Here is a 22,600-nt window from a genome sequence, read left to right on the forward strand (position 1 = left end):
GTTCGGCGGCGCAGCCGGCCTGATCCGCGTATCGCACCCCCAAGCCCGCAGGCAAGCCCGGCGGGCTTTTTCTTTGGTGGAGCGTGACACGGCGCCGGTTCGGACGAACCGGCGCCTGGCCGAGCGTGTCGCGCGCAATCGCGGTTGCGATTCGGCCCGGCACGGCGAGGGCACTTCGCATCCGATTCCTACCATGCATACCAGTGCGCGCCACTGGTGCTATTCCGGTCTCATTTCAGTGAAAATTCACCCACGATGGTGCAGCCGATCCGTCATGCGACGAGCGGAGTGCGGGTAAATCCCTATCCTTCAAAGCATTGTAAATAAAGGGTTTGCGCGCGCCGATTCGCCCGCTGGGCAACGCTTTCGGCGATTTCTCACCGCTCGCCCGAGGTAAATTGACTGGTATTAGTTTGGTTATATAATGGCCTCGCCTCAGGACGGTTCACGTCCGCCAACGCTCATCGGAGATCCATGAAAATCGGCTGGTCGGCGCTGACGCCCGATGCGCGCAGCGACACCCCCCTCTATCTGCAGCTGGCCCGCAGTCTGGCGAGCGCGATTCACGGCGGCGCATGGCAGGCCGGCGAGGCGCTGCCGTCGGAGCGGGTGCTGTCGGTGTCGGTCGGCGTGTCGCGGATCACCGCGCGGCGGGCGCTGTCGCTGCTGGTCGAGCAAGGGCTGATTCGCCGCGCGCACGGCGCGGGCAGCTTCATCACGCCGCGCGTCGCCGATCCGCTGTCGCAACTGGTCGGCTTCACCGCGAAAATGGAGCAGCGCGGCTTCAAGCCGGATTCGGTGTGGCTGAAGCGGATTCTGCGCACCGCGAGCCGCGACGAGATCACGCGTCTCGGCCTCGCGCCCGGCGCGACGGTCGCGCGGCTCGAACGGCTGCGGCGCGCCGACGGCATCGTGATGGCGGTCGAGCATTCGACGCTGCCCGCGGCGTTCGTGCCGGACCCGCAGGCGCTCGGCGCGTCGCTGTACAGCTATCTGGAGGCGCGCGGCGCGGCTGTGGTGCGCGCGCTGCAGCACTTTCGCGCGGTCAACGCGACGCGCGACATCGCCAAATGGATGGACGTGGCGCCGGGCTCGGCGCTCCTCGTCATCACGCGGATCGGCTACGGCGCCGATCAGCGTGCGATCGAAGTCAGCGAAACCTATTGCCGTGACGACTATTACGACTTCGTCGCCGAGTTGAAACGCTGACACGACAGACTGTCCGCGCGGCCCGGCGCTTACCCTCTCGCAGCAAGCAGCACTACCCTTTACGCGTCATCGAGATCACCAAGAGAACGTCATGCTGACCGGAAACATACTCACCTCCGAAGGCTGGATCCACGGCACGCTCGAATTCGAGAACGGCCGGATCACGGCGCTGTCGGGCGAACGCGTCGATCCTGCCCGGAACGACGCCCAATACATCCTGCCGGGTTTCATCGACCTGCACGTGCATGGCGGCGGCGGCGCCGACGTGATGGAGGGCGGCGACGCGATCGAGACGATCACCCGCACCCACGCACGCTACGGCACGACGAGCCTGCTCGCGACCACGATGACCGCGCCGCGCGAGGAGCTGATGAAGGTCGTCGCCGGCCTCGGCAACGTCGCGCGCACCCGCACGCCCGGCGGCGCGCGCGTGCTCGGCGTGCATCTGGAAGGGCCGTACATCAACCCGGGCAAGCTCGGCGCGCAGCCCGATGCGGCGGTATCGGCGGTGCTCGACGAAGTGCTCAGGTACCTGGCGATCGCGCCGATCCGGGTCGTCACGCTCGCGCCGGAAATTTCCGGCCACATCGAGATCATCTCGGAGATGGCCGCGCGCGGCGTGCGCGTGCAGCTCGGCCACTCGCTCGGCACCTACGACGACGCCGTGAGCGCGCTCAAGCACGGCGCCTGCGGCTTCACCCATCTGTTCAATGCGATGTCGCCGCTGCATCACCGCAATCCGGGCCTCGTCGGCGCGGCGCTCGCGCACGCCGAATACGCGGAAATCATCCCCGACCTGCTGCACGTGCACCCGGGCGCGATCCGCGTCGCGCTGCGCTCGATCCCGCGCCTCTACGTCGTGACGGACAGCACCTCCGCGACCGGCATGCCCGACGGCGAATACCGGCTCGGCAGCCAGCGCGTGACGAAGTGCCTGGGCGGCGTGCGGCTCGCCGACGGCACGCTCGCGGGCAGCACGCTGACGATGGATCAGGCGCTGCGCAATCTCGTGTCGCTGGGCCTGCCGATCGCCGACGTGTCGAACCGGATGTCGCGCTACGCGGCGGACTATCTCGGCGTCACCGACCGCGGCCGCATCGCGCGCGGCGGATGGGCCGATCTCGCGGTGTTCGACCGCGACCTGAATCTGACCAGTACGTTTGTCGAAGGAGAATCGATTGTCGAATATGCTTAAAGAGGCGCGCGAAGCCGCTCAGGTCGTGGCCGCGCAGCTCGCCGATACCACCCGCGTCGAAGCGCTCGCCGCGCACCTGGCGGCGCATGCGCCGCAGGTCGCGCTGACCGTCGCGCGCGGCAGCTCCGATCATGCCGCGAGCTACTTCGCGAGCCTGACGATGAGCCGCCTCGGGGTACCGGTCGCATCGCTGCCGATGTCGGTGGCGACGTTGCAGCAGGCGCCGCTGAAGGTGGAGCAGCAGCTCGCGCTGGCGTTCTCCCAATCGGGCAAGAGCCCGGATCTCGTCAATACGATGGCCGCGCTGCGCGACGCGGGGGCGCTGACCGTCGCCGCCGTGAACGTGCTGCCGTCGCCGCTCGCCGACGCCTGCGAGCACCAATTGCCGCTGCTTGCCGGTCCCGAGCTGTCGGTGGCCGCCACCAAGAGCTATATCGCGATGCTGTCGCTGTCCGCGCAGATCGTCGCGTTCTGGCAGCGCGACGCCGCGCTGATCGCCGCGCTGCGCGGTCTGCCGGACGTGCTGCGGCAGGCCGGCGAACTCGACTGGTCGCCCGCCATCGCGGAGCTGCACGACGTCGAGCGGATGATCGTGATCGGCCGCGGCCTCGGCCTCGCGATCGCGCAGGAAGCGGCGCTGAAGCTGAAGGAAACCTCGGGCATCCAGGCCGAGGCGTTCTCGAGCGCGGAAGTCCGGCACGGCCCGATGGAGATCATCGACCGCGACTACCCGCTGCTGGTGTTCGCGCCGCCCGGGCCGGAGCAGGACGGCCTGCTGCAGCTCGCGCGGGACATGCGCGCGCGCGGCGCGCGGGTGCTGCTTGCCGCGCCCGCCGGCACGCCCGATGCGAATCTGCCGCTCGCGCAATCCGCCCACCCGGCGCTCGACCCGATCGCCGCCATTCTTTCGTTCTATGTGATGGCGGCAGATCTCGCCGTCGCGCGCGGCCGCAATCCCGATACGCCGCGCCATCTGAACAAAGTCACCGAAACACATTGATTAGCCGAGAACGCCGATGAGACGCGCCGAGGAGTCCCTGTTGAAGAACGCACCCCACGATCAGATTGTGCTGCTCGCTCCGTTGACGGGGCCGGTCGTTCCGTTGGCCGACGTGCCCGATCCGGTGTTCTCCGGCGGGATGTTCGGCGACGGCATCGGCATCGATCCGCTGGAAGGCAAGCTGGTCGCGCCGTGCGCGGGCGTGGTGTCGCATCTGGCGCGTACCTGCCACGCGGTGACGATCACCACCGCGCAAGGCGCGGAGATTCTGCTGCACGTCGGCATCGACACGGTCGAACTGAACGGCGGAGGCTTTACCGCCAAGGTGGAGCAGGGCGCGCACGTGTCCGCGGGCGACCTGCTGATCGAGTTCGACCAGGATCTGGTCGCGCGTTCCGCGCATAGCCTCGTGTCGGTGATCGCGATCGCGAATTCGGATGCGTTCGCGATCGTCGAGCGCGCCGGCGCGGGCATGGCGAAGGCGGGCGAGACGCCCCTTCTCGCGTTGCGGGCGCAGGGCGCGGCGGCGCAGGCCGTGGCACCGGCTGCAGTCGGTGCCGGGGCCGCCGAAGTGCGCAAGTCGATCACGCTGACGCAAGCGGGCGGCCTGCATGCGCGGCCCGCCGCGCGGGCGCGCGAAGCCGCGCGCGGGCTCGATGCGCGGGTCGAGGTTCATTTCGAGGGACGCAAGGCGGCGATCGAGAGCGTCGTGGGCCTGCTCGGCCTCGGCGCGGGCGAGCACGCGACGATCGAGCTCGTCGGCACGGGTTCGCAGGCCGCGCAGGCGGTCGACGCGATCGCACACGAACTGCTGCGCGAAGCGCACGGCGAAGTCGAGGAGAAGCCGGCGCGCGCCGCGCCGCCCGCGCCGCGCGCCGTCGCGAAAAGCGCCGGCGTGCCGCTGGATCCGAATACGCTTGCCGGCGTGTGCGCGGCGCCCGGCATCGCGGTCGGCGCGCTGGTGCGCTGGGACGACGCGGATCTGGCGCCGCCGGAACTGGCGAACGGCACGCCCGCCGCCGAGAGCCGCCTGCTCGACAAGGCGCTCGCCGACGTCGATGCCGAACTCGACGAAACGGTGCGCGACGCGTCGCAGCGGGGCGCGGTCGGCGAGGCGGGGATCTTCGCGGTGCATCGCGTGCTGCTCGAGGACCCGACGCTGATCGACGCCGCGCGCGATCTGATCAGCCTTGGCAAGAGCGCGGGCCATGCGTGGCGCGCGACGATCCGCGCGCAGATCGACATCCTCGCGAACGTCGACGACGCGTTGCTCGCCGAACGCGCGGCCGACCTGCGCGACATCGACAAGCGCGTGCTGCGCGCGCTCGGCTATGCGAACACGGCGGCGCGCAAGCTGCCCGACGAGGCGGTGCTGGCGGCGGAGGAGTTCACGCCGTCCGATCTGTCGTCGCTCGATCGCGAGCGCGTGACGGCGCTCGTGATGGCACGCGGCGGCGCGACCTCGCACGCGGCAATCATCGCGCGCCAGCTCGGCATTCCCACGCTGGTCGCGGTGGGCGACGCGCTGCATGCGATTCCGGAAGGCACGCAGGTCGTGGTCGACGCGAGCGCGGGCCGGCTCGAACATGCGCCGACGGCGCTCGACGTCGAGCGCGCGCGAGTTGAGCGCCAGCGCTTGGCCGGCGTGCGCGAGGCGAACCGCCGCACGTCGCGCGAGGCCGCGGTGACGAGCGACGGCCGCGCGATCGAGGTCGCGGCGAACATCGCGACGCTCGACGACGCGAACACCGCGGTCGACAACGGCGCCGACGCGGTCGGGCTGCTGCGCACCGAGCTGATGTTCATTCACCGCCAGGCGGCGCCGACCACGAGCGAACATCAGCAGAGCTATCAATCGATCGTCGACGTGCTGCAGGGCCGTACCGCGATCATCCGCACGCTCGACGTGGGTGCGGACAAGGAGGTCGACTATCTGACGCTGCCGCCGGAGCCGAATCCGGCGCTCGGCCTGCGCGGCATCCGGCTCGCGCAGGTGCGCCCCGATCTGCTCGACGACCAGTTGCAGGGCCTGCTCGCCGTGAAGCCGTTCGGCTCGGTGCGGATCCTGCTGCCGATGGTGACGGACGCGGGCGAGCTGGTGCGGATCCGCAAGCGCATCGACGAATTCGCGCGGGCGATGGGCCGCGCCGAACCCGTGGAAGTCGGCGTGATGATCGAGGTGCCGTCGGCCGCGCTGCTGGCGGACCAGCTGTCGCTGCACGCTGATTTCCTGTCGATCGGCACCAACGATCTGACCCAGTACACGCTTGCGATGGACCGCTGCCAGGCGGATCTCGCGGCGCTCGCCGACGGCCTGCATCCGGCCGTGCTGCGGCTGATCGACGCGACCGTGCGCGGCGCGGAGAAACACGGCAAATGGGTGGGCGTGTGCGGGGCGCTGGGCGGCGATCCGGTGGCGGTGCCGCTGCTGGTCGGTCTCGGCGTGACGGAGTTGTCGGTGGACCCGGTGTCGGTGCCGGGCATCAAGGCGCGGGTGCGCCGCCTCGATTATCAACTGTGCCGGCAGCGCGCGCAGGATGCGCTCGCGCTCGATTCGGCACAGGCGGTAAGAGCAGCAAGCCGCGAGATCTGGCCGCTGGACTGAACATCGTCCGGCGTCCGGCGAGATCGCGAGCCGTTTCAACCACAGAGCTATTAAGTCAACGACGAGACAAAGGATTGGAGGACTGAATGGACGGGAACCCGTTTCTGAAGATACAGAGCCTGGGCCGGGCGCTGATGCTGCCGATTGCAGTGTTGCCGGTCGCGGGCATCCTGCTGCGCCTCGGCCAGCCGGATGTATTCAACATCAAGATGATCGCCGACGCCGGCGGCGCGATCTTCGACAACCTGCCGCTGCTGTTCGCGATCGGCGTGGCGGTCGGCTTCGCGAAGGACAACAACGGCGTCGCGGCGCTCGCGGGCGCGATCGGCTACCTGATCGAAGTCGCGATCATGAAGGATATCGATCCGAAGCTGAACATGGGCGTGCTGTCCGGGATCGTCGCGGGGGTGACGGCGGGGCTGCTGTACAACCGCTACAAGGACATCAAGCTGCCCGACTACCTGGCGTTCTTCGGCGGCAAGCGCTTCGTGCCGATCATCACGGGGCTGGTGTGCGTGTTGCTGGGGATCGTGTTCGGCTTCATCTGGGGACCGGTTCAGCATGCGATCGACGCGGCGGGGCAATGGCTCACGACCGCGGGCGCGATCGGCACCTTCGTATTCGGTTTCCTGAACCGGCTGCTGCTCGTCACGGGCCTGCACCACATCATCAACTCGCTCGCGTGGTTCGTGTTCGGCACGTTCACGCCGCCGGGCGGCGGCGCGGCGGTGACGGGCGACCTGCACCGCTTCTTCGCGGGCGACCCGAGCGCGGGCGGTTTCATGGCGGGTTTCTTCCCGATCATGATGTTCGGCCTGCCGGCCGCGTGTCTCGCGATGTTCCATGAAGCGCCGAAGGAGCGCCGCGCGGTGGTCGGCGGGCTGCTGTTCTCGATGGCGCTCACGTCGTTCCTGACCGGCGTGACGGAGCCGATCGAATTCAGCTTCATGTTCCTCGCGCCGGTGCTGTACGTGATCCACGCGGTGCTCACGGGCTTGTCGCTCGCGATCTGCCAGCTGCTCGGCGTGAAGCTCGGCTTCACGTTCTCGGCGGGCGCGATCGACTACGTGCTGAACTACGGGCTGTCGACGAAGGGCTGGATCGCGATCCCGCTCGGGCTTGCCTACGGCGCCGCGTACTACGGGCTGTTCCGCTTCTTCATCCGCAAGTTCAACATGGCGACCCCGGGTCGCGAGCCGGGCGCGGCGGACGCGCAGGTCGCATCGTTCGGCACCGGCGGCTTCGTGTCGCCGACGGCGGGTGCGAGCGTGTCGCGCGCGCAGCATTACATCGCGGCGCTGGGCGGCGCGGCGAACCTGTCGGTGGTGGATGCGTGCACGACGCGCCTGCGCCTGTCGGTCGTCGATCCGGACAAGGTGTCCGAGCCCGACCTCAAGACGATCGGCGCGCGCGGCGTGCTGAAGCGCGGCGGCGGCAGCGTGCAGGTGATCATCGGACCGGAGGCGGACATCATCGCCGACGAGATCCGCGCGGCGATCGGTGCCGGCGCGGGCCAGGCGGCGCAAGCCGCCGCGCCGGTCGCGGCGGGCGAAGCGGGCCCGCTCGATCCCGATCCGGCCCGCTGGCTCGCGGTGTTCGGCGGCGCGACCAATGTCGCGTCGCTCGACGCGGTGGCGACGACGCGCCTGCGCGTGGTCGTGCGCGATCCGTCGGCGGTCGACCGTCAGCGTCTCGCGACGCTGGACGTCGCGTGGGTGGCGGCGGACACGTTCCATATCGTGTGCGGTCAGGCGGCGCAGCGCTACGCGCAGCAATTGGCGGCGCGGTTGCCGTCGACGGGCGGCGGGACGGCGGCTCAGCCGGCCTGACGCGGGTGAGGCCGGCTCCGGAATCAGGGGGCCGGTCGAGGAAGGAAAAACGGCTTGCGAGTTTCGCAAGCCGTTTTTTTCGTGGGCGCCATTAAAGAGGGGCGCGAGAGCACGCAATCCCGAGACGTCGTATCAGGGTATCCGTTGATCTGTCCATTTTTTTGTTTCGGCATCTATACGCATCGCCTCCCATGGATATCGCGACGGCCGCACGCACCGCAATCGCGCCGCGTGCGACCCGCCATGCACTACCCGTCCCGGCTCAGTTGTCCGCCAGCCCGAAGGTCGGCGTGCGATAGCCGATTCCCGCGCGGCGCAGCTTTTCCAGTTCGCGTTGCTTGAGCACCGTCGCGAAACCCGCCCAGTCGTTCGCGAGCGCGGCCTTGTCGACCAGATGGGTGTCGCCGAGCTTGTAGCGCACGCCCGCCGCATACGGCCGCTCCCAGTCCGCGCGGTGCCACGCGCGTTCCGCCAGCGCCAGCAGCCTCGGATACACCATGTACTCCAGGAACGGGTCGTTGCGCATCACCTCGCCCCATGCCTGCCCCTGCATCCCCTCGATGCGCGGCGCCGGCCCCGTGCCCGTCACCTCGAACGGAGTGCCGTCGCGGTCCGCCATCACCTCGGCGTTCTGCGGCAGGTTCTCCGGCGCGAGCGAGAACACCTTGTATTCGTCCGTCGCATGCGAGCCCCAGTAGTAGCCGCGCTCGCGCGGATTGGTCGTATACGGGAAGTCGAAGTACAGGTAGTCGGGCAGCGCGAGCACGGTGCGGTAGCCCTTCGCGCTCCAGTCCCGCGCGCTGTCGGCCGCGCCCCAGAACAGCGTGTCCCACAGCGTCACCATCACGCTGCGGGTGCCGAAGTCCTGCGGTCCGTTCGCGTGCTTGAGGCCGTCCTGCCACGCGGCCATCGTGTCGATGCCGTTCGCGCTCACCTGCGTGCTGACCTGGCGGGCGAAGCGCGTCGGCAGTTCGTCGATCGACCGGATTTCGCCGCGTTGCAGCAGCGCGGCACACATCGGCGAGCGCGCCCACGGCTTGTCCTGCGCCGCGAGATCGATGCGGCCTTTGTTCGGATCGGTGCCGTTGAGCGGCTGGAAGCCCGCGCCGAGCAGGATGTTCTTCGCCTCGTCGCCGCCGAAATGCCAGATCGGCAGCGGCACCTGCGCGTCCGCATGCATCGCCGCGATCTCGCGGATCACCTTCGACGCGAAGGCGAGCGCGCCCGGCGCGCACGGGTTGATGTAGCTGCGGCGATCGTAGAACTGGACCGACAGCGTGTTCGACGTGTCCTGCGGATCGAGCAGGCGATACGCGTTCGCTTCGCGCTCGCGGCCCGCCGCATGCAGCCGCCGGTAGCGCGCTTCCATCGACACGACGGCCGCCCGCGCGTGCGCGGGCATGTCGATTTCGGGGATCACGTCGACGAAGTGATCCGCGGCGTAGCGGATCAGCGCGATGTACTCGTCGCGGCGCAGGTAGCCGCCGCCCGAACGGTTGTCCGGTCCGGAGCCGAGCTGCGGCAGCAGGCAGGACGATTCGCTCGGATCGTGGCAGCGGCGTCCGCCGATCGCGGTCAGCTCCGGCAGGCCCGGGATCTCGATGCGCCAGCCTTCGTCGTCGGACAGATGCAGGTGCAGCCGGTTGAGCTTGTAGGCGCTCATCTGGTCGATCAGCCGGCGCAGAGTGGCGGGATGCTTGAAGTTGCGCGCGAGGTCGACATGCATGCCGCGATGCGTGAAGCGCGGCGCGTCCTCGACGACCATCGTCGGAATCGGGCCGCCGCCCGCCGGCGTCAGCGAAAACAAGGTCTGGACGCCGTAGTACAGGCCGGCCGGGTCGTAGCCTTCGATCGTCACGCCTCGGCGCGCGATCGTCAGCCGGTAGCCGCCCGGCACGGCGATGTCGGCGGGCAGCCGGCGCGGCGCGACGCCGCCCCGCACCGGGACGCCCGAGCCGTAGAGTCCGAGCGTGTCCGCGCGGTCGCGCAGCGCGGCGACATGCGCGGTGGACAGATCCGGCAGCGACAGTTCGACGCCGCGCACGTCGAGCGTGGCGTCGCCGATGCGCTGCCGCTTGACGGCGGGCAGTGCGCGCGCCGCGACCGGCTGCGCGACGGCGGGCGGCGCGGTGCCGGTCGAGTTGCTCTGCGCATCGGGGGGCAGCTTTTCGACGTAGCGCAGCTCGTCGTCGGTGTCGTCGTATTTGAGCACGGCGGGCGGCGCGCCCGCGACGACGACATAGGGTCGAGGCAGCACGTCGCTGTAGCGGCGCAGCCAGTACTCGGCGACGAACGGCACTTCGAGGCGTTCGCCCGGCGCGAGCTTCAGCGCGCCGGGGCGCGGCGTCAGCTCGTACAGGTCGCCCGTCAGGTGGCGCAGCGCGAAGCCCGGGTGATCGATGCGCAGCAGCCGGCGAATGCTGTGCAGGTAGAGCTTCGCGCCGTTGCCGTCGACGCGCGCGTGGCCGCGATCGCTGAAGATCAGCCGGCCGGTGGCGCAGCTTGCGCCGTCGGCGCCGAGATCCGCGCAGGGCACGCCCGCGGCGGCGGCGTTGTTGTTGTCGACGGCGACCCGCAGCGCGAGGTTGTCGGCGAGCGTGGCGGCGAGCGCCGCGGGATTCGCGGACGGCGACCCCGGCACGGCGTTGCCGCCGGGCGAGGCGCCGGGCGGCAGCTGCGCGATCGAGGCGCCGGGCGGCAGCTGCGCGATCGAGGGCGCGGGGAGCCATGCGGCGGCGGCGAGCAGGCTCGCGGCCAGGAAGTGCATACGGTTCATGGGTATTCCTTCAAGAAGCCGGCGATACGACGCCGGAGGCGTTACGTCGTGGCGATGCAAGGAAGCGGAAGACGAAAGGCGCGCGCCGTGATGCGCGCTGCCGCGGCGATCACGGATCGGGTTCGGGCCGGCCCTGGCGGGTGAAGGGCCGGCGGCGCGCGGCGCGGCGCGCGCTCATTGGCCGGCGGTGCCGCGAGGATCAAGCAGAGGGTGGGGCGTGCTCCCGCCGGGCGAAACCGTCGGCGGCCGATGCGAAGGGGTGGCGGGAGTGAAGCGAACGGTCGTGCCCGGCCGCGCATCGACGGATGCGGAGGGCGCTACGAAGCACACCGGAAGGGAATTCTTCACGTCTCCTCCACGAGGGTGGATGGGGCCTGTCGTCGGCCTTTCCGTTGATCTTACAAAACCGATGATTGGTGTTCAAGTGGTATTAATTTGGGATTGAATTGGCATTAAAAATGGCGGGAGAGGAGCGACGGGACGGGGAACAAGCCGCGGTGCGCGGGGAGCGGCCGCGGAACCGGGCGGACGGACGATTCCGGTCGGCGGCCCGAGCCCGGGCCGCTCGACGGACCGTCAAAAAACAAAAAAGCCCTCACATCGTGAGGGCCCTCTTGTCTCCGGCGCGGGTGCGCCGCGGGATCGGCGGACTACGGCTACCGGTTGTCGTCTCCGGCCTTGGCGGGGGCCGCCTGTTGACGCGCTTCGAGCCACATCGCGTTGACGATGCCGAACGCGAGCGCGACGCCGATGCCGAGGATCCAGCTGTAGTACCACATGGTCAGACTCCTTTTGAATCGTACCGGGGCCCGGGCGGACGCGGGTGAAACGGCGCCCGGGGCGGCCTCAGTACATCGAATGCTTGTTTTCTTCGAGCAGTTGCGGCGTGATCTTGCCGCGCATCACGCGATACACCCAGCTCGTGTAGAGCAGGATCAGCGGCAGGAACACGATTACCGCGAACAGCATCACCTCGAGCGTCAGCTTGCTCGACGTCGAATCCCACACGGTCAGGCTGCTGCGCGGGTCCAGCGACGACGGCATGATGAACGGGAACATCGAGAAGCCCGCGGTCAGGATCACGCCGGTGATCATCAGTCCGGTGCAGATGAACGCCGTTTTCTCGAATCTCGACGCGGCAAGCAGCAGCGCGAGCACGCCGCCCGCGATGCCGACGATCGGCGCCGCCATCATCCACGGATACTCGCCGTAGTTCGCGAGCCACAGGCCGGAGCCGGCCGCGACCTGCTTCAGCAGCGGGTTCGCGACGGAATCGGTGGGCGCGGGCTGCGTGATGTGATAGCCGCCGACATACGAGGCGATCAGTACGCCCGCCAGCACGAACAGCACGACCGCGACGAGCGACGAGACCCGCAGCGCGATCGACGCGCGGCGCGCGATCACGCCGTCGGTCTTCATCTTGATGAAGGCTGCGCCGTGCGCGACGAGCATCGTGAGGCTGACGAGCCCGCACAGCAGCGCGAACGGGTTCAGCAGCGCCCAGAAGCCGCCGTGGTAGGTGACGCGCAGATCGGTGTCGAACACGAATGGCACGCCTTGCAGCAGGTTGCCGAACGCGACGCCGAACACCAGCGCGGGAACGAAACCGCCGACGAACAGGCCCCAGTCCCAGCCCGCGCGCCAGCGCGGGTCGGTGCGCTTGTTGCGGTAGTCGAAGCCGACCGGGCGGAAGAACAGCGCGAACAGCACGAGCAGCATCGCGAAGTAGAAGCCCGAGAACGATGCGGCATACACGAGCGGCCAGGCGGCGAACATCGCGCCGCCCGCGGTGATCAGCCAGACCTGGTTGCCTTCCCAGGTCGCGCCGACCGTGTTGACGATGATCCGGCGTTCGTCGTCGGTCTTGCCGAGGAACGGCAGCAGCGCGGTCGCGCCCATGTCGAAGCCGTCGGTGAGGGCAAAGCCGATCAGCAGCACGCCCACCAGGAGCCACCAGATCACTTTGAGAGTTGCGTAGTCCATAGCGATTCCTTATTCGAGTGCGAAGGCGCCGTCATGCGGCGGAGCCGGCGACCGCCTTCCGCTCGTGGTGATAGCGGCCGGTATGCAGCGACGACGGGCCGAGCCGCGCGTACTTGAACATCAGCGTGATCTCGATGATGAACAGCACCGTGTAGAACAGGATGAAGCCGGCGAGGCTCAGATACAGGTCGGTCGGCGTGAGGCTCGACGCGGACAGGTGGGTCGGCAGCACGCCGGCGATCGTCCACGGCTGGCGGCCGAGTTCGGCGACCACCCAGCCCACCTCGACGGCGATCCACGGCAGCGGGATCGCCCACACGGCCCAGCGCAGGAACCAGCGGCGGTTTTCCTGCAGCAGCTCGCGCCGCGCGCAGAACCAGAAGGCCGCGATGAAGGTCGCGAGGAACAGGAAGCCGAGGAACACCATGATCCGGAACGAGAAGAACACCGGCGCGACGGGCGGGATCGTCTTCTTCGCCGCCGCCTTGATCTGTTCGGGCGTCGCGTCCGTGACGTTCGCGGTGAACTGCTTGAGCATCAGCCCGTAGCCGAGATATTCCTTGTGCTGGTCGAAGGTCGCCTTCGTCGCGGCGCTCGTGTCGCCTTCCTTCAGCTTCTGCAGCGCGGCGTACGCGATCATCCCGCTCTGGATGTGATCCTCGCTGCGCTTGATCAGGTCCTTCAGGCCGATCACCGGTTCGTCGATCGAGCGCGTCGCGATCAGGCCGAGCGCGTACGGGATCCGGATCGCGTAGTCGGTGCGCTCCTCCTTCTGGTTCGGCAGACCGATGAGCGTGAACGACGCGGGCGCCGGCGTGGTTTCCCACTCCGATTCGATCGCCGCGAGCTTGACCTTCTGCACTTCGCCGGTGGTGTAGCCGGATTCGTCGCCGAGCACGATCACGCACAGCGTCGACGCGAGGCCGAAGCCCGCCGCGACCGCGAACGAGCGCAGCGCGAAATCGGTGTCGCGCTTCTTCAGCAGATACCACGACGACACGCCGAGCACGAACATCGCGGCCGTCACGTAGCCCGCCGACACCGTGTGCACGAACTTCACCTGCGCGACCGGGTTGAACAGCACGTCGAACAGGCTGGTCAGCTCCATGCGCATCGTCTGGTAGTTGAACTCCGCGCCGACCGGGTTGTTCATCCAGCCGTTCGCGACCAGGATCCACAGCGCGGACAGGTTCGAGCCGAGCGCGACGAGGAACGTGACGATCAGGTGCTTCACCTTCGACAACCGGTTCCAGCCGAAGAAGAACAGTCCGACGAAGGTCGATTCGAGGAAGAACGCCATCAGCCCTTCGACGGCGAGCGGCACGCCGAAGATGTCGCCGACATAGTGCGAGTAGTACGACCAGTTCGTGCCGAACTGGAATTCGAGCGTGATGCCGGTGGTCACGCCCATCGCGAAGTTGATCCCGAACAGCTTGCCCCAGAACTGGGTCATGTCCTTGTAGATCTGCTTGCCGGTCATCACGTACACCGCTTCCATGATGACCAGCACCCAGGACAGCCCGAGCGTCAGTGGAACGAACAGGAAGTGGTAGAGCGCCGTGATGCCGAACTGCAGACGCGACAGATCGACGACTTCGCTACTTATCATGGTGGTTTCCCTGAGAAGAATCGGAGGCCGGCACCGAGAGCAGCTTCTCGGCGACGACGGCAGGCGGCAACGACATGTGCTCGGCCTGCGGGTGATTGAAAAAGGCGTACTTGAGCGCCATCAGCAGGACCAGCTTGACGGCCAGCACGATCGCGATGTCGCGGGCCAGTGTGGGCCCCCGGGCCCAGGCGGCGATGCGCGCCCGCCAGCCGGGCGGGGCGGTGCGGGGCGAAGCTTTTTTGTTGATGAGTATCAAGGTGCGTATCTTTTGGATAAGGCCGGTTGTTGCCGACCGACTCCGGTCGAATGATGCACTGTATGCATTTGTAGTGCCTTTCCACCGGATATACCAATTTTACGAGCACAGTGGAGAATCCCGGCGCGCCGCGCTGCGGCACTCCGTCGCGAAATGGACGCGGAACCTTGAGCTAGCTCAAGTCGATGCGGGATAGGGATGGGCCGGCTGTAATTCCCGGCGCGACTGGTCAATCATTCGGACCAAAAGAAATCGGATCGAAAAAAAAGCCCGCTGTCGTGTGACAGCGGGCTTTTCGGTCGAATTAAGCGAATGACTATGCTTAAGCGTATTCGGCGAGCGCGGTGCGCATTTTCTTCATCGCACTGGCTTCGATCTGGCGAATTCGCTCGGCCGATACGCCGAACTCGGCGGCGAGATCGTGCAGCGTCGAGCCGCCCGAACCGTCGTCGTCGACATTCAGCCAGCGCGCCTCGATGATGCGGCGGCTGCGCGCGTCGAGCGACTCCAGCGCCTGCGCGATGCCGTCGGTCTGCAGCATGTCCCGCTGGCGCGCGGCCAGCACGGCGGTCGGCTCGTTGTGCGAATCGGCGAGATAGGCGATCGGCGCGTACGATTCCTCGCCGTCCTCGACCTGGCCTTCGAGCGCGATGTCGCCGCCCGACAGGCGCGTTTCCATTTCCGCCACTTCCTCGCGCTTCACGTTCAGCTCCTGCGCGAGACCGTCGATCTCTTCCGGCGTGAACGCCTGCGTGCCTTTCTTGTGGCTGCGCAGATTGAAGAACAGCTTGCGCTGCGCCTTGGTGGTCGCCACCTTCACCATCCGCCAGTTGCGCAGGATGTATTCGTGGATTTCCGCCTTGATCCAGTGAATCGCGTACGACACGAGACGCACGTTCTGGTTGGGATCGAAGCGCTTGACCGCCTTCATCAGGCCGATGTTGCCTTCCTGGATCAGGTCGCCGTGCGGCAGCCCGTAGCCGAGGTAGTTGCGCGCGATCGACACGACGAGCCGCAGGTGCGACAGCACCAGGTGGCGAGCGGAATCGAGGTTGTTCTGGTCGCGGAATTCGGTCGCGTAGCGGCGCTCCTCTTCGGGCGTCAGCAGCGGAATCCGGTTGACCGCCTGGATATAGGCGTCGATGTTGCCCAACTGGCCCGGCAGCATCGAATTGGATGCGAGCGTCAACGAGCCTGCCGATGCGGCCTTAGCCGTCGCGGGGCGCAGGGTGTTCGGAAGGGTCAATGCGTTGCTCACGTAGAAAACTCCTTTGGAATCAGGGACAAGCCCCGTAATTGGGCGATTCCACGATGCATCTTAGCACTCTCGCCAATGGAGTGCTAAATCCTTAGAAACCCTCGGGGCATTCAAGTTCCCGATTTGCTATCGATTTTGTGATCCCGATAGATGTCTCATGATCCCACGATTTCGGGTAAGCGGCCTAACGTATTGTTTTTCCGAAGATTTGGGCAAAGCCTTCCGATTCTTGTCAATACAGAAGCAAACCATTTCGCAAGGCGACGCCGATCGGAAAAGTCCTTTACTCTAAGATTCAGTTCGTTTGGGCCCGTTGCATGGGTGGCGGCGAGGCTCTACTCGATCCACGTTGTGGGAGTCTGGGGCATGAACAATAAGAACACGATCCGGGCGGGACGGCTGATCGCGCAGGCGACGGCGGCGCTCGTCCTCCTGGGCGGCGCCGGCGCCGCTCGCGCCGACCGCTGGGGCGTGCAGCTGGCGGGCGGCATCGCGAACCACGACGTGAAGAAGGCCGATCTCGGCGTGGTCTGGGATCCGCAGTGGAGCTGGTGGGAAATCGGCGGCTGGCATTTCGCCTTCGTCGTCGAGGGCCACGTGTCGAACTGGTGGTACACCGGCGATCACGCGGTTCACAGCGACATCGTGGAAATCGGCGCGACGCCGGTATTTCGCTTCATCAAGGGCTCCGGCGCGATTCGTCCGTTCTTCGAGGCGGGCGCCGGGATCCGCTTCCTGTCGCATCCCACTATTTCGACGCATTACTCGATGTCGACCTCGTTCCAGTTCGCCGACATGGTGGGGATCGGCGCGCAATTCGGCAATCGTCAGCAGTATCAGGCGGGCTTTCGATTCCAGCATGAGTCCAACGCGGGTATCAAAGACCCGAATCCTGGTATAAATTTCAGCCAGCTCTACTTGCAATACAACTTCTGATCGGTGCGCGGCAACGCGGATGAAGTCGAGGAGTCTGGCGATGGTGGCGAAGGTGATCGATGCGATCCGCGCGCTCGAGCGCGACCGGTTTCGCGCAATGGTCGACGGCGACGGCGAGGCGCTCGACATCCTGCTGTCCGACAAGGTCTGCTACGTGCATACCAACGGCAAGCGCGAAACCAAGCAGCAGTTCATCGATGCGATCACGGCGGGCCGGCGCCGCTATCGGCAGATCGAGATCCAGTCCCAGGACGTGCTGCCCGTCGGCGACGAGACCTTCATCGTCACCGGCCGCGCGCTGATCGAGATGGAGGCCAACAACGGCGGCCTCGTGTTCCCGATCGCGTACACGGCCGTGCAGACCCAGGAACGCGGACAGTGGCGCCTGCTGGCATGGCAGGCGACGCGATGCGCAACCGAAACATAGGCGCTCGTCGCGCCTGTTCTCATGTTTCGCCCGAAGCGGCCTCGTCGGCCGCTTTTCTTGTGCCCGTGCGGCGCGGATCGCGCGGCGCACGGGAGGCGGCGCATCGCCCGCTGTCCGTTGATCTCCCGCCTCAGGCCGCCGCGCGGCGATCCGCGCGGCTCCAGTCGGACCGATTGATCGCGCTGGCCACCGCGTCGACCGCGGCAACCCTCGCATCCTGGTGGGTACCCACGCCGTGGCGCAGCGCGGCGCCGCCGACCTTGCAGCCGACGAATACCGCGGTGCGGCCGTCCGTCGAGCGTTCGACGTCGCACGACGCGAGCTCGATCGCGATGCCCGCCGCCGCCCCGAATGCGACGGCGGCGCGTTGCGCGACGTCGGCCGGCGCGGCGTCGTCCGCCGCCGTGCCGGCGAGCGGGATGTCGCGGTCCTGCCATCTGACCGAGCCGCCCGTGCGCGCGGCCGGCCCCGTCGTCTCCAGGTATTCGCGCGAGAAGAGCGCGCAGATCGTGTCGCCCGTCACTTCCTCGCCCGAGTGGTCGGCGAGCGCCTGCACGGCGTGGCTGAACTCGATCTGCACGCGCCGCGGCGGCGTGAAGCCCATCCCGCGTTCGAGCAGGAAGGTGGCGCCGCCCTTGCCCGACTGGCTGTTCACGCGGATCACCGCGTCGTAGCTACGGCCGAGATCGGCGGGGTCGATCGGCAGGTACGGGACTTCCCAGATCGCGTCGGGCCGCTGTTGAGCGAGGCCCTTGCGGATCGCGTCCTGGTGCGAGCCCGAGAACGCCGTGAACACGAGATCGCCCGCGTACGGATGGCGCGGATGAACCGGGATCTGATTGCAGCGCTCGACGACGCGGCGCACCGCGTCGATGTCGGAAAAGTCGAGGCCGGGGTCGATGCCCTGCGTGTACAGATTGAGCGCGAGCGTGACGAGATCGACGTTGCCGGTGCGCTCGCCGTTGCCGAACAGGCAGCCTTCGATCCGGTCGGCACCGGCGAGGAGTGCCAGCTCGGCCGCGGCAACCGCCGTGCCGCGGTCGTTGTGCGGATGCACGGACAGCACGATGCTGTCGCGGTAGCCGATGTTGCGGTCCATCCACTCGATCTGGTCGGCGAACACGTTCGGCGACGCCGCTTCGACGGTGGCGGGCAGATTCACGATCATCTTGTGGTCGCGCGTCGGCCGCCAGGTCTGCGCGACCGCGTCGCACACCTCGCGGGCGAACGGCAACTCGGTCATGCTGAACGTTTCGGGCGAATACTGGTAGGTCCAGTGCGTCGCGGGGCGCGCCTGCGCGTGTGCCTTGATGAGCCGCGTGCCTTCGACCGCGAGCGCCTTCACTTCGTCCTTCGAGAGCCCGAACACGACGCGGCGGAACGACGGGCAGATCGCGTTGTACAGGTGCACGATCGCGCGCGGCACGCCTTCCAGCGCATCGAACGTGCGGGCGATCAGATCCTCGCGCGACTGGACGAGCACTTCGATCGTCACGTCGTCCGGAATGCGCCGTTCGTCGATCAGCCTGCGTACGAAATCGAAGTCGGTTTGCGACGCCGACGGGAAACCGACTTCGATTTCCTTGAAGCCGATCCCGACCAGCATGTCGAAGAATTCGAGCTTCTGTTCGATGCTCATCGGCTCGATCAACGACTGGTTGCCGTCGCGCAGATCGGTGCTCATCCAGATGGGAGCGTGCTCGATCGTGCGCGTGGGCCATTTGCGTCCGTGGATGCGGACAGGCTCGAACGGTCGGTATTTGTCGGCGGGGTTGCGCTTCATCTTGGCCTCGAGGCGGTAAGTCGCGAGCGAAGAAGGTCGGCATCGGCGTCGGTGGACGCGGCCGGCGCACGTCACGCCGGATAGCGTGGCGATGCGGAAGATCTTCGCGGTTCGCCCGACGGATGGACGGACGACGGCTGACGACTACGGGTTTTAAAAAACTACGAGAAGGTACGGCGAGGAACAGCTAAGGAGGGACCGTGCTGACATCGCACGGCGCTACGACAGCTTTACGCTAGTCGTAGCGATAGCGGCCGCGCTAGGCGGCCGGAAGTAATTCGGAGGGTGTTCTGAAAGGAACGCATGACGTCAACTCTATGCGAAGACGGCGGGCGCTGTCAATCGCCGGGATCTCGCGGTGTGTCCGGCGGGGCGGTCGCGAGGCCGTCGTGCCCCGCGGCGCGGGGTTCACACGGCGATGCGCGTGAGCCGGACGATGGTGTCGACCTGGCGCGCGAGCGCGTCGGGGATCGGGATCTCGCCGCGCATCACAGCATCCGTCCAGGCGGCGGTGGTGGCCGCGTCGCGCGATTCCGGCAAATGCACGGGCGGGGCGTGCGCCGACGAGCGTTCCGGCTCGATCAGGGTGTCGCAGCGGCCGTCGTGCAGCCAGTCGACCTGAACCTGGCGGCGGGTATCGGCGACCGCCTCGCCCTCGGTGCCGCGCGCGAGCAGCGCACCGCCGGTCGCGACGGCGGGGTGGTCGAGGAATAGCTGAGCGAGGCTTTCGCGATACGGCGGATGAGTGTAGTTCACGAGCCGCAGCCCCGCGGGATCGAACGGCTGCAGGATCTTGACGAGCGTATGGGTCGAATTGCGCACGCCGAGCACGCGCCGCATCGCGAGCAGCCGCGCGAGCTTCGGTGCGAGTGTTTCGATCGGCGCGAACGCGACGCGGCGTTCGGCGAGCGTGTCCTCGATCTCGTCGTGCGACTGCGACGGCGCGATCGACAGCGCGGCGAAGATCTCCGCGCTGGTCACGCGGCCGGGATCCTGCGCGACGCCGTGCACGAGCACCGGCACGCCTTCGCGCGCGAGCAGCAGCGCGAGCAGCGGCACGAGGTTCGGTTGTTTGCGGGCGCCGTTGTAGCTCGGGATCGATACCGGGTGGAACGCGCCGTCCTGGACTCGGACCGGCTCGAACGAGGCGTGCGCGGCGGCGAGCATTGCCGCCAGTTCGTCGGCCGTCTCGCCCTTCAGGCGATACGCGATCAGGATCGCGCCCAGTTCCGCGTCGGAGACGCGGCCGTCGAGCATCGCGCCGTAGAGCGCGAGCGTGTCGTCGGCCGACAGCGCGCGCGCGCCGTTCGGTCCGCGTCCGATTTCCTTGATGAAGCGGGCGCACGGAAAGGGCTCGGGGGCGGCGGCGGTCGGGTCTTGGGAGTCGGTCATCGAGGAACGGGGAGCGCGGCAGCGTCGTCTCGGCGATCGGGCGGCGCGGCTCGGGTATGCAGGAACCCCATTCAGTACCGCATTTGCACGGTTCTGGCAAGTTCGCGCGGCCGCGGGGCTCGCACCGGAGGCCTGCGTCGGCGCTCGCGGACGGGTGGTGCGCGCTGCCGCGCGCGATGTGTCGCCGCTGCGCAGCCGGGCCGGGATGCGCGCTACACTTTGCTCCTTTGCCGGGCGGGGGGGCTCCGCTCGGCGCGCGCATGGGCGCATTTCATGGAGCCGCCGGATCGTGCCGGCCGCCTGTAGCGGGTGGCGGGCCATGCCGAGTGTGGGGCCGTCCGGGCGGACGACGATGGATTGAGACAGAGAGAGAGGGGGGGACGGATGAAACTGTATGGCTATTTCCGGAGTTCGGCTTCATTTCGCGTGCGCATCGCGCTGCATCTGAAGAAGCTGGCGTTCGACTACGTGCCGGTGCACATGCTGCGCGACGGCGGCGAACAACTGAAGGACGAGTATCGCGCGCTGAATCCGGACGCGGTGGTGCCGACGCTCGTCGACGACGGCGTGGCGCTGCAGCAGTCGCTGGCGATCATCGCGTATCTGGACGAAGCGTATCCCGAAACGCCGCTGTTGCCGCATGCACCGCTCGATCGCGCGTATGTCCGCGCGATCGCGCTGCAGATCGCGTGCGAGATCCACCCGCTCGACAATCTTCGGGTGCTGAAGTATCTGAAGCACACGCTCGGCGTCGACGAGGCGGCGAAGAACGCGTGGTACCGCCACTGGATCGAGGAAGGCTTCAGGACGCTGGAAGCGCGGCTGACGCAGGAGCCGCGGGTGGGCAAGCTGTGCTTCGGCGACACGCCGACGCTCGCCGATCTGTGCGTGGTGCCGCAAGTATTCAACGCGCAGCGCTTCTCGATCGACATGACGCCGTTCCCGACGATCCGGCGCATCCACGATCACGCGATGACGCTCGACGCGTTCCAGGCGGCCGCGCCGGGCGTGCAGCCCGATGCCGAGTGACGACCTTGCGGTGCGTGCGACTTCGCACCGGAGCAGATGACGAAACGGGGCGCCTCGCGAGGCGCCCCGTTCGATAAGACGGGCCGCGACACCGCGGCGGACGGCGGTCAGCCGAGCAGTGCGTCCGCGAATTCCTCCGCGCTGAACGGCTGCAGGTCCTCGACCTTTTCGCCGACGCCGATGAAGTACACCGGCACCGGCCGCTGGCGTGCGATCGCGGCGAGGATGCCGCCTTTCGCGGTGCCGTCGAGCTTCGTGACGATGAGGCCCGTGAGGCCGAGCGCGTCGTCGAAGGATTTCACCTGGCTGAGCGCGTTCTGGCCGGTGTTCGCATCGATCACGAGCAGCACTTCGTGCGGCGCGCCGTCGTGCGCCTTGCCGATCACGCGCTTCACCTTGCGAAGCTCTTCCATCAGGTGCAGCTGTGTCGGCAGGCGCCCGGCGGTGTCGGCCATCATCACGTCGATCTTGCGCGCGCGCGCGGCGCCGACCGCGTCGAAGATCACCGCGGCGGGATCGCCGCTTTCCTGCTGCACGACGGTCACGTTGTTGCGTTCGCCCCAGATCGCGAGCTGTTCGCGCGCGGCGGCGCGGAACGTATCGCCGGCGGCGAGCAGCACCGATTGGTCGAAGCGCTGCAGATGCTTCGCGAGCTTGCCGATGCTGGTGGTCTTGCCCGCGCCGTTGACGCCCGCGATCATCATCACGAGCGGCTGCGCGCGGCCGAGCATCAGCGTCTTTTCGAGCGGGGTCAGCAGTTCGACCAGCAAGTCGCGCAACGCGGCCTTCACTTGCTGAGGGTCGGTCAGACGCCCGGTGCGGACTCGTTCGCGCAGTGCTTCGAGCAGGTATTCGGTTGCATCGACGCCCGCGTCGGACATCAACAGCGCGGTCTCGAGTTCCTCGTACAGATCCTCGTCGATCTTCGTGCTGATGAATACGCCGGTAATGCTCGAGCTTGTCTTCGACAGCCCCGACTTCAGGCGTGCGAGCCACGATTTCTTCGCGGCGGGTTCGGGCGCGGGCGGCGGCACGATCTCGACCGTTTCCACGACTTCGTCGCGGCCGGTGCCGGTGGAGGTGACCGTGACGACCATCGACGGCGCGGATGCCGTGGCGTCGAGAGCGGCCGGGACGGGGGACGCCGGAGCGGACACCGCCGGGGGCGGAGCTACGGGCGCGGGAGTTGCCGTTGCTGGAGGCGAACCCGCCGGAGCCGAAACCACCGGAGCCGCCGAAACCACCGGAGCCGAAACCACCGGAGCCGAAACCACCGGAGCCGAAACCACCGGAGCCGAAACCACCGGAGCCGA

General features: G+C 67.7%; 17 protein-coding genes. 8 read left to right on the plus strand and 9 right to left on the minus strand.

The genetic code is table 11. The features are described 5' to 3' along the window. Nucleotides 1-474: 474 nt before the first annotated feature. The 5 genes from RZR99_RS27640 (at nucleotide 475) to nagE (ending at nucleotide 7,838) form a co-directional block, all read left to right on the plus strand. Nucleotides 475-1,209: a GntR family transcriptional regulator gene (locus RZR99_RS27640; protein ID WP_323122956.1), complete on the plus strand. Its 735-nt coding sequence runs from the start codon at nucleotides 475-477 to the stop codon at nucleotides 1,207-1,209. A 91-nt stretch (nucleotides 1,210-1,300) separates the two neighbouring features. Further along, nucleotides 1,301-2,404 carry an N-acetylglucosamine-6-phosphate deacetylase gene (gene nagA / locus RZR99_RS27645; protein ID WP_323122957.1) on the plus strand — a complete coding sequence of 368 codons (1,104 nt, stop codon included), beginning with the start codon at nucleotides 1,301-1,303 and terminating at the stop codon, nucleotides 2,402-2,404. Then, entirely contained in the window at nucleotides 2,397-3,404 is a 1,008-nt protein-coding gene (locus RZR99_RS27650) for an SIS domain-containing protein (protein WP_323123002.1), read from the plus strand. Before nagA ends, RZR99_RS27650 begins: the two co-directional genes overlap by 8 nt. Nucleotides 3,405-3,420: 16 nt before the next feature. Then, on the plus strand, nucleotides 3,421-6,009 hold the full coding sequence (gene ptsP, locus RZR99_RS27655; protein WP_407655511.1) for a phosphoenolpyruvate--protein phosphotransferase: 2,589 nt from the start codon (nucleotides 3,421-3,423) through the stop codon (nucleotides 6,007-6,009). 86 nt (nucleotides 6,010-6,095) lie between these two features. Next, nucleotides 6,096-7,838: an N-acetylglucosamine-specific PTS transporter subunit IIBC gene (gene nagE, locus RZR99_RS27660; protein WP_323122958.1), complete on the plus strand. Its 1,743-nt coding sequence runs from the start codon at nucleotides 6,096-6,098 to the stop codon at nucleotides 7,836-7,838. 262 nt (nucleotides 7,839-8,100) lie between these two features. On the opposite strand, the gene RZR99_RS27665 is transcribed toward nagE, so the two are convergent. The 6 genes from RZR99_RS27665 to rpoH all read right to left on the minus strand — a co-directional run bounded on the left by RZR99_RS27665 (nucleotide 8,101) and on the right by rpoH (nucleotide 15,720). Then, nucleotides 8,101-10,614, minus strand: a complete 2,514-nt coding sequence (locus tag RZR99_RS27665) for a family 20 glycosylhydrolase (protein WP_323122959.1) — start codon at nucleotides 10,612-10,614, stop codon at nucleotides 8,101-8,103. Nucleotides 10,615-11,270: 656 nt separating this feature from the next. After that, on the minus strand, nucleotides 11,271-11,393 hold the full coding sequence (cydX, locus tag RZR99_RS27670; protein WP_323122960.1) for a cytochrome bd-I oxidase subunit CydX: 123 nt from the start codon (nucleotides 11,391-11,393) through the stop codon (nucleotides 11,271-11,273). Nucleotides 11,394-11,460: 67 nt separating this feature from the next. After that, nucleotides 11,461-12,597 (minus strand): cytochrome d ubiquinol oxidase subunit II, encoded by a 1,137-nt coding sequence (gene cydB / locus RZR99_RS27675; RefSeq protein ID WP_323122961.1) that lies wholly within the window; start codon nucleotides 12,595-12,597, stop codon nucleotides 11,461-11,463. Nucleotides 12,598-12,628: 31 nt separating this feature from the next. Beyond that, entirely contained in the window at nucleotides 12,629-14,206 is a 1,578-nt protein-coding gene (locus RZR99_RS27680; RefSeq protein ID WP_323122962.1) for a cytochrome ubiquinol oxidase subunit I, read from the minus strand. Further along, a complete protein-coding gene (gene cydP / locus RZR99_RS27685) occupies nucleotides 14,196-14,462 on the minus strand; it encodes a cytochrome oxidase putative small subunit CydP (RefSeq protein ID WP_323122963.1) in 267 nt (88 codons plus the stop codon). Before cydP ends, RZR99_RS27680 begins: the two co-directional genes overlap by 11 nt. A 322-nt stretch (nucleotides 14,463-14,784) precedes the next feature. Then, nucleotides 14,785-15,720 carry an RNA polymerase sigma factor RpoH gene (gene rpoH / locus RZR99_RS27690; protein ID WP_323122964.1) on the minus strand — a complete coding sequence of 312 codons (936 nt, stop codon included), beginning with the start codon at nucleotides 15,718-15,720 and terminating at the stop codon, nucleotides 14,785-14,787. A 366-nt stretch (nucleotides 15,721-16,086) separates the two neighbouring features. On the opposite strand from rpoH, the gene RZR99_RS27695 reads away from it, so the two are divergent. Together RZR99_RS27695 and RZR99_RS27700 are read left to right on the plus strand one after the other, a co-directional pair. Next, a complete protein-coding gene (locus RZR99_RS27695; RefSeq protein ID WP_323122965.1) occupies nucleotides 16,087-16,656 on the plus strand; it encodes an acyloxyacyl hydrolase in 570 nt (189 codons plus the stop codon). A gap of 40 nt (nucleotides 16,657-16,696) precedes the next feature. Then, a complete protein-coding gene (locus tag RZR99_RS27700; protein ID WP_323123004.1) occupies nucleotides 16,697-17,083 on the plus strand; it encodes a nuclear transport factor 2 family protein in 387 nt (128 codons plus the stop codon). 130 nt (nucleotides 17,084-17,213) lie between these two features. Here RZR99_RS27700 and leuA read toward each other — a convergent pair whose 3' ends face one another. Both leuA and ybiB read right to left on the minus strand, forming a co-directional pair. Continuing rightward, nucleotides 17,214-18,866, minus strand: a complete 1,653-nt coding sequence (gene leuA / locus RZR99_RS27705; RefSeq protein ID WP_323122966.1) for a 2-isopropylmalate synthase — start codon at nucleotides 18,864-18,866, stop codon at nucleotides 17,214-17,216. Nucleotides 18,867-19,274: 408 nt separating this feature from the next. Then, complete coding sequence (gene ybiB, locus RZR99_RS27710) at nucleotides 19,275-20,258, minus strand: DNA-binding protein YbiB (RefSeq protein ID WP_323122967.1); 984 nt, start codon at nucleotides 20,256-20,258, stop codon at nucleotides 19,275-19,277. Between the two features lie 384 nt (nucleotides 20,259-20,642). Here ybiB and maiA point away from each other — a divergent pair, with 384 nt between their 5' ends. Next, nucleotides 20,643-21,287 (plus strand): maleylacetoacetate isomerase, encoded by a 645-nt coding sequence (maiA, locus tag RZR99_RS27715; protein ID WP_323122968.1) that lies wholly within the window; start codon nucleotides 20,643-20,645, stop codon nucleotides 21,285-21,287. Between the two features lie 107 nt (nucleotides 21,288-21,394). Here maiA and ftsY read toward each other — a convergent pair whose 3' ends face one another. Next, nucleotides 21,395-22,531, minus strand: coding sequence for a signal recognition particle-docking protein FtsY (gene ftsY / locus RZR99_RS27720; RefSeq protein WP_323122969.1), 1,137 nt, complete (start codon nucleotides 22,529-22,531; stop codon nucleotides 21,395-21,397). Nucleotides 22,532-22,600 lie beyond the last annotated feature (69 nt).

Source organism: Burkholderia alba (assembly GCF_034721475.1).
Classification (GTDB): domain Bacteria; phylum Pseudomonadota; class Gammaproteobacteria; order Burkholderiales; family Burkholderiaceae; genus Burkholderia; species Burkholderia alba.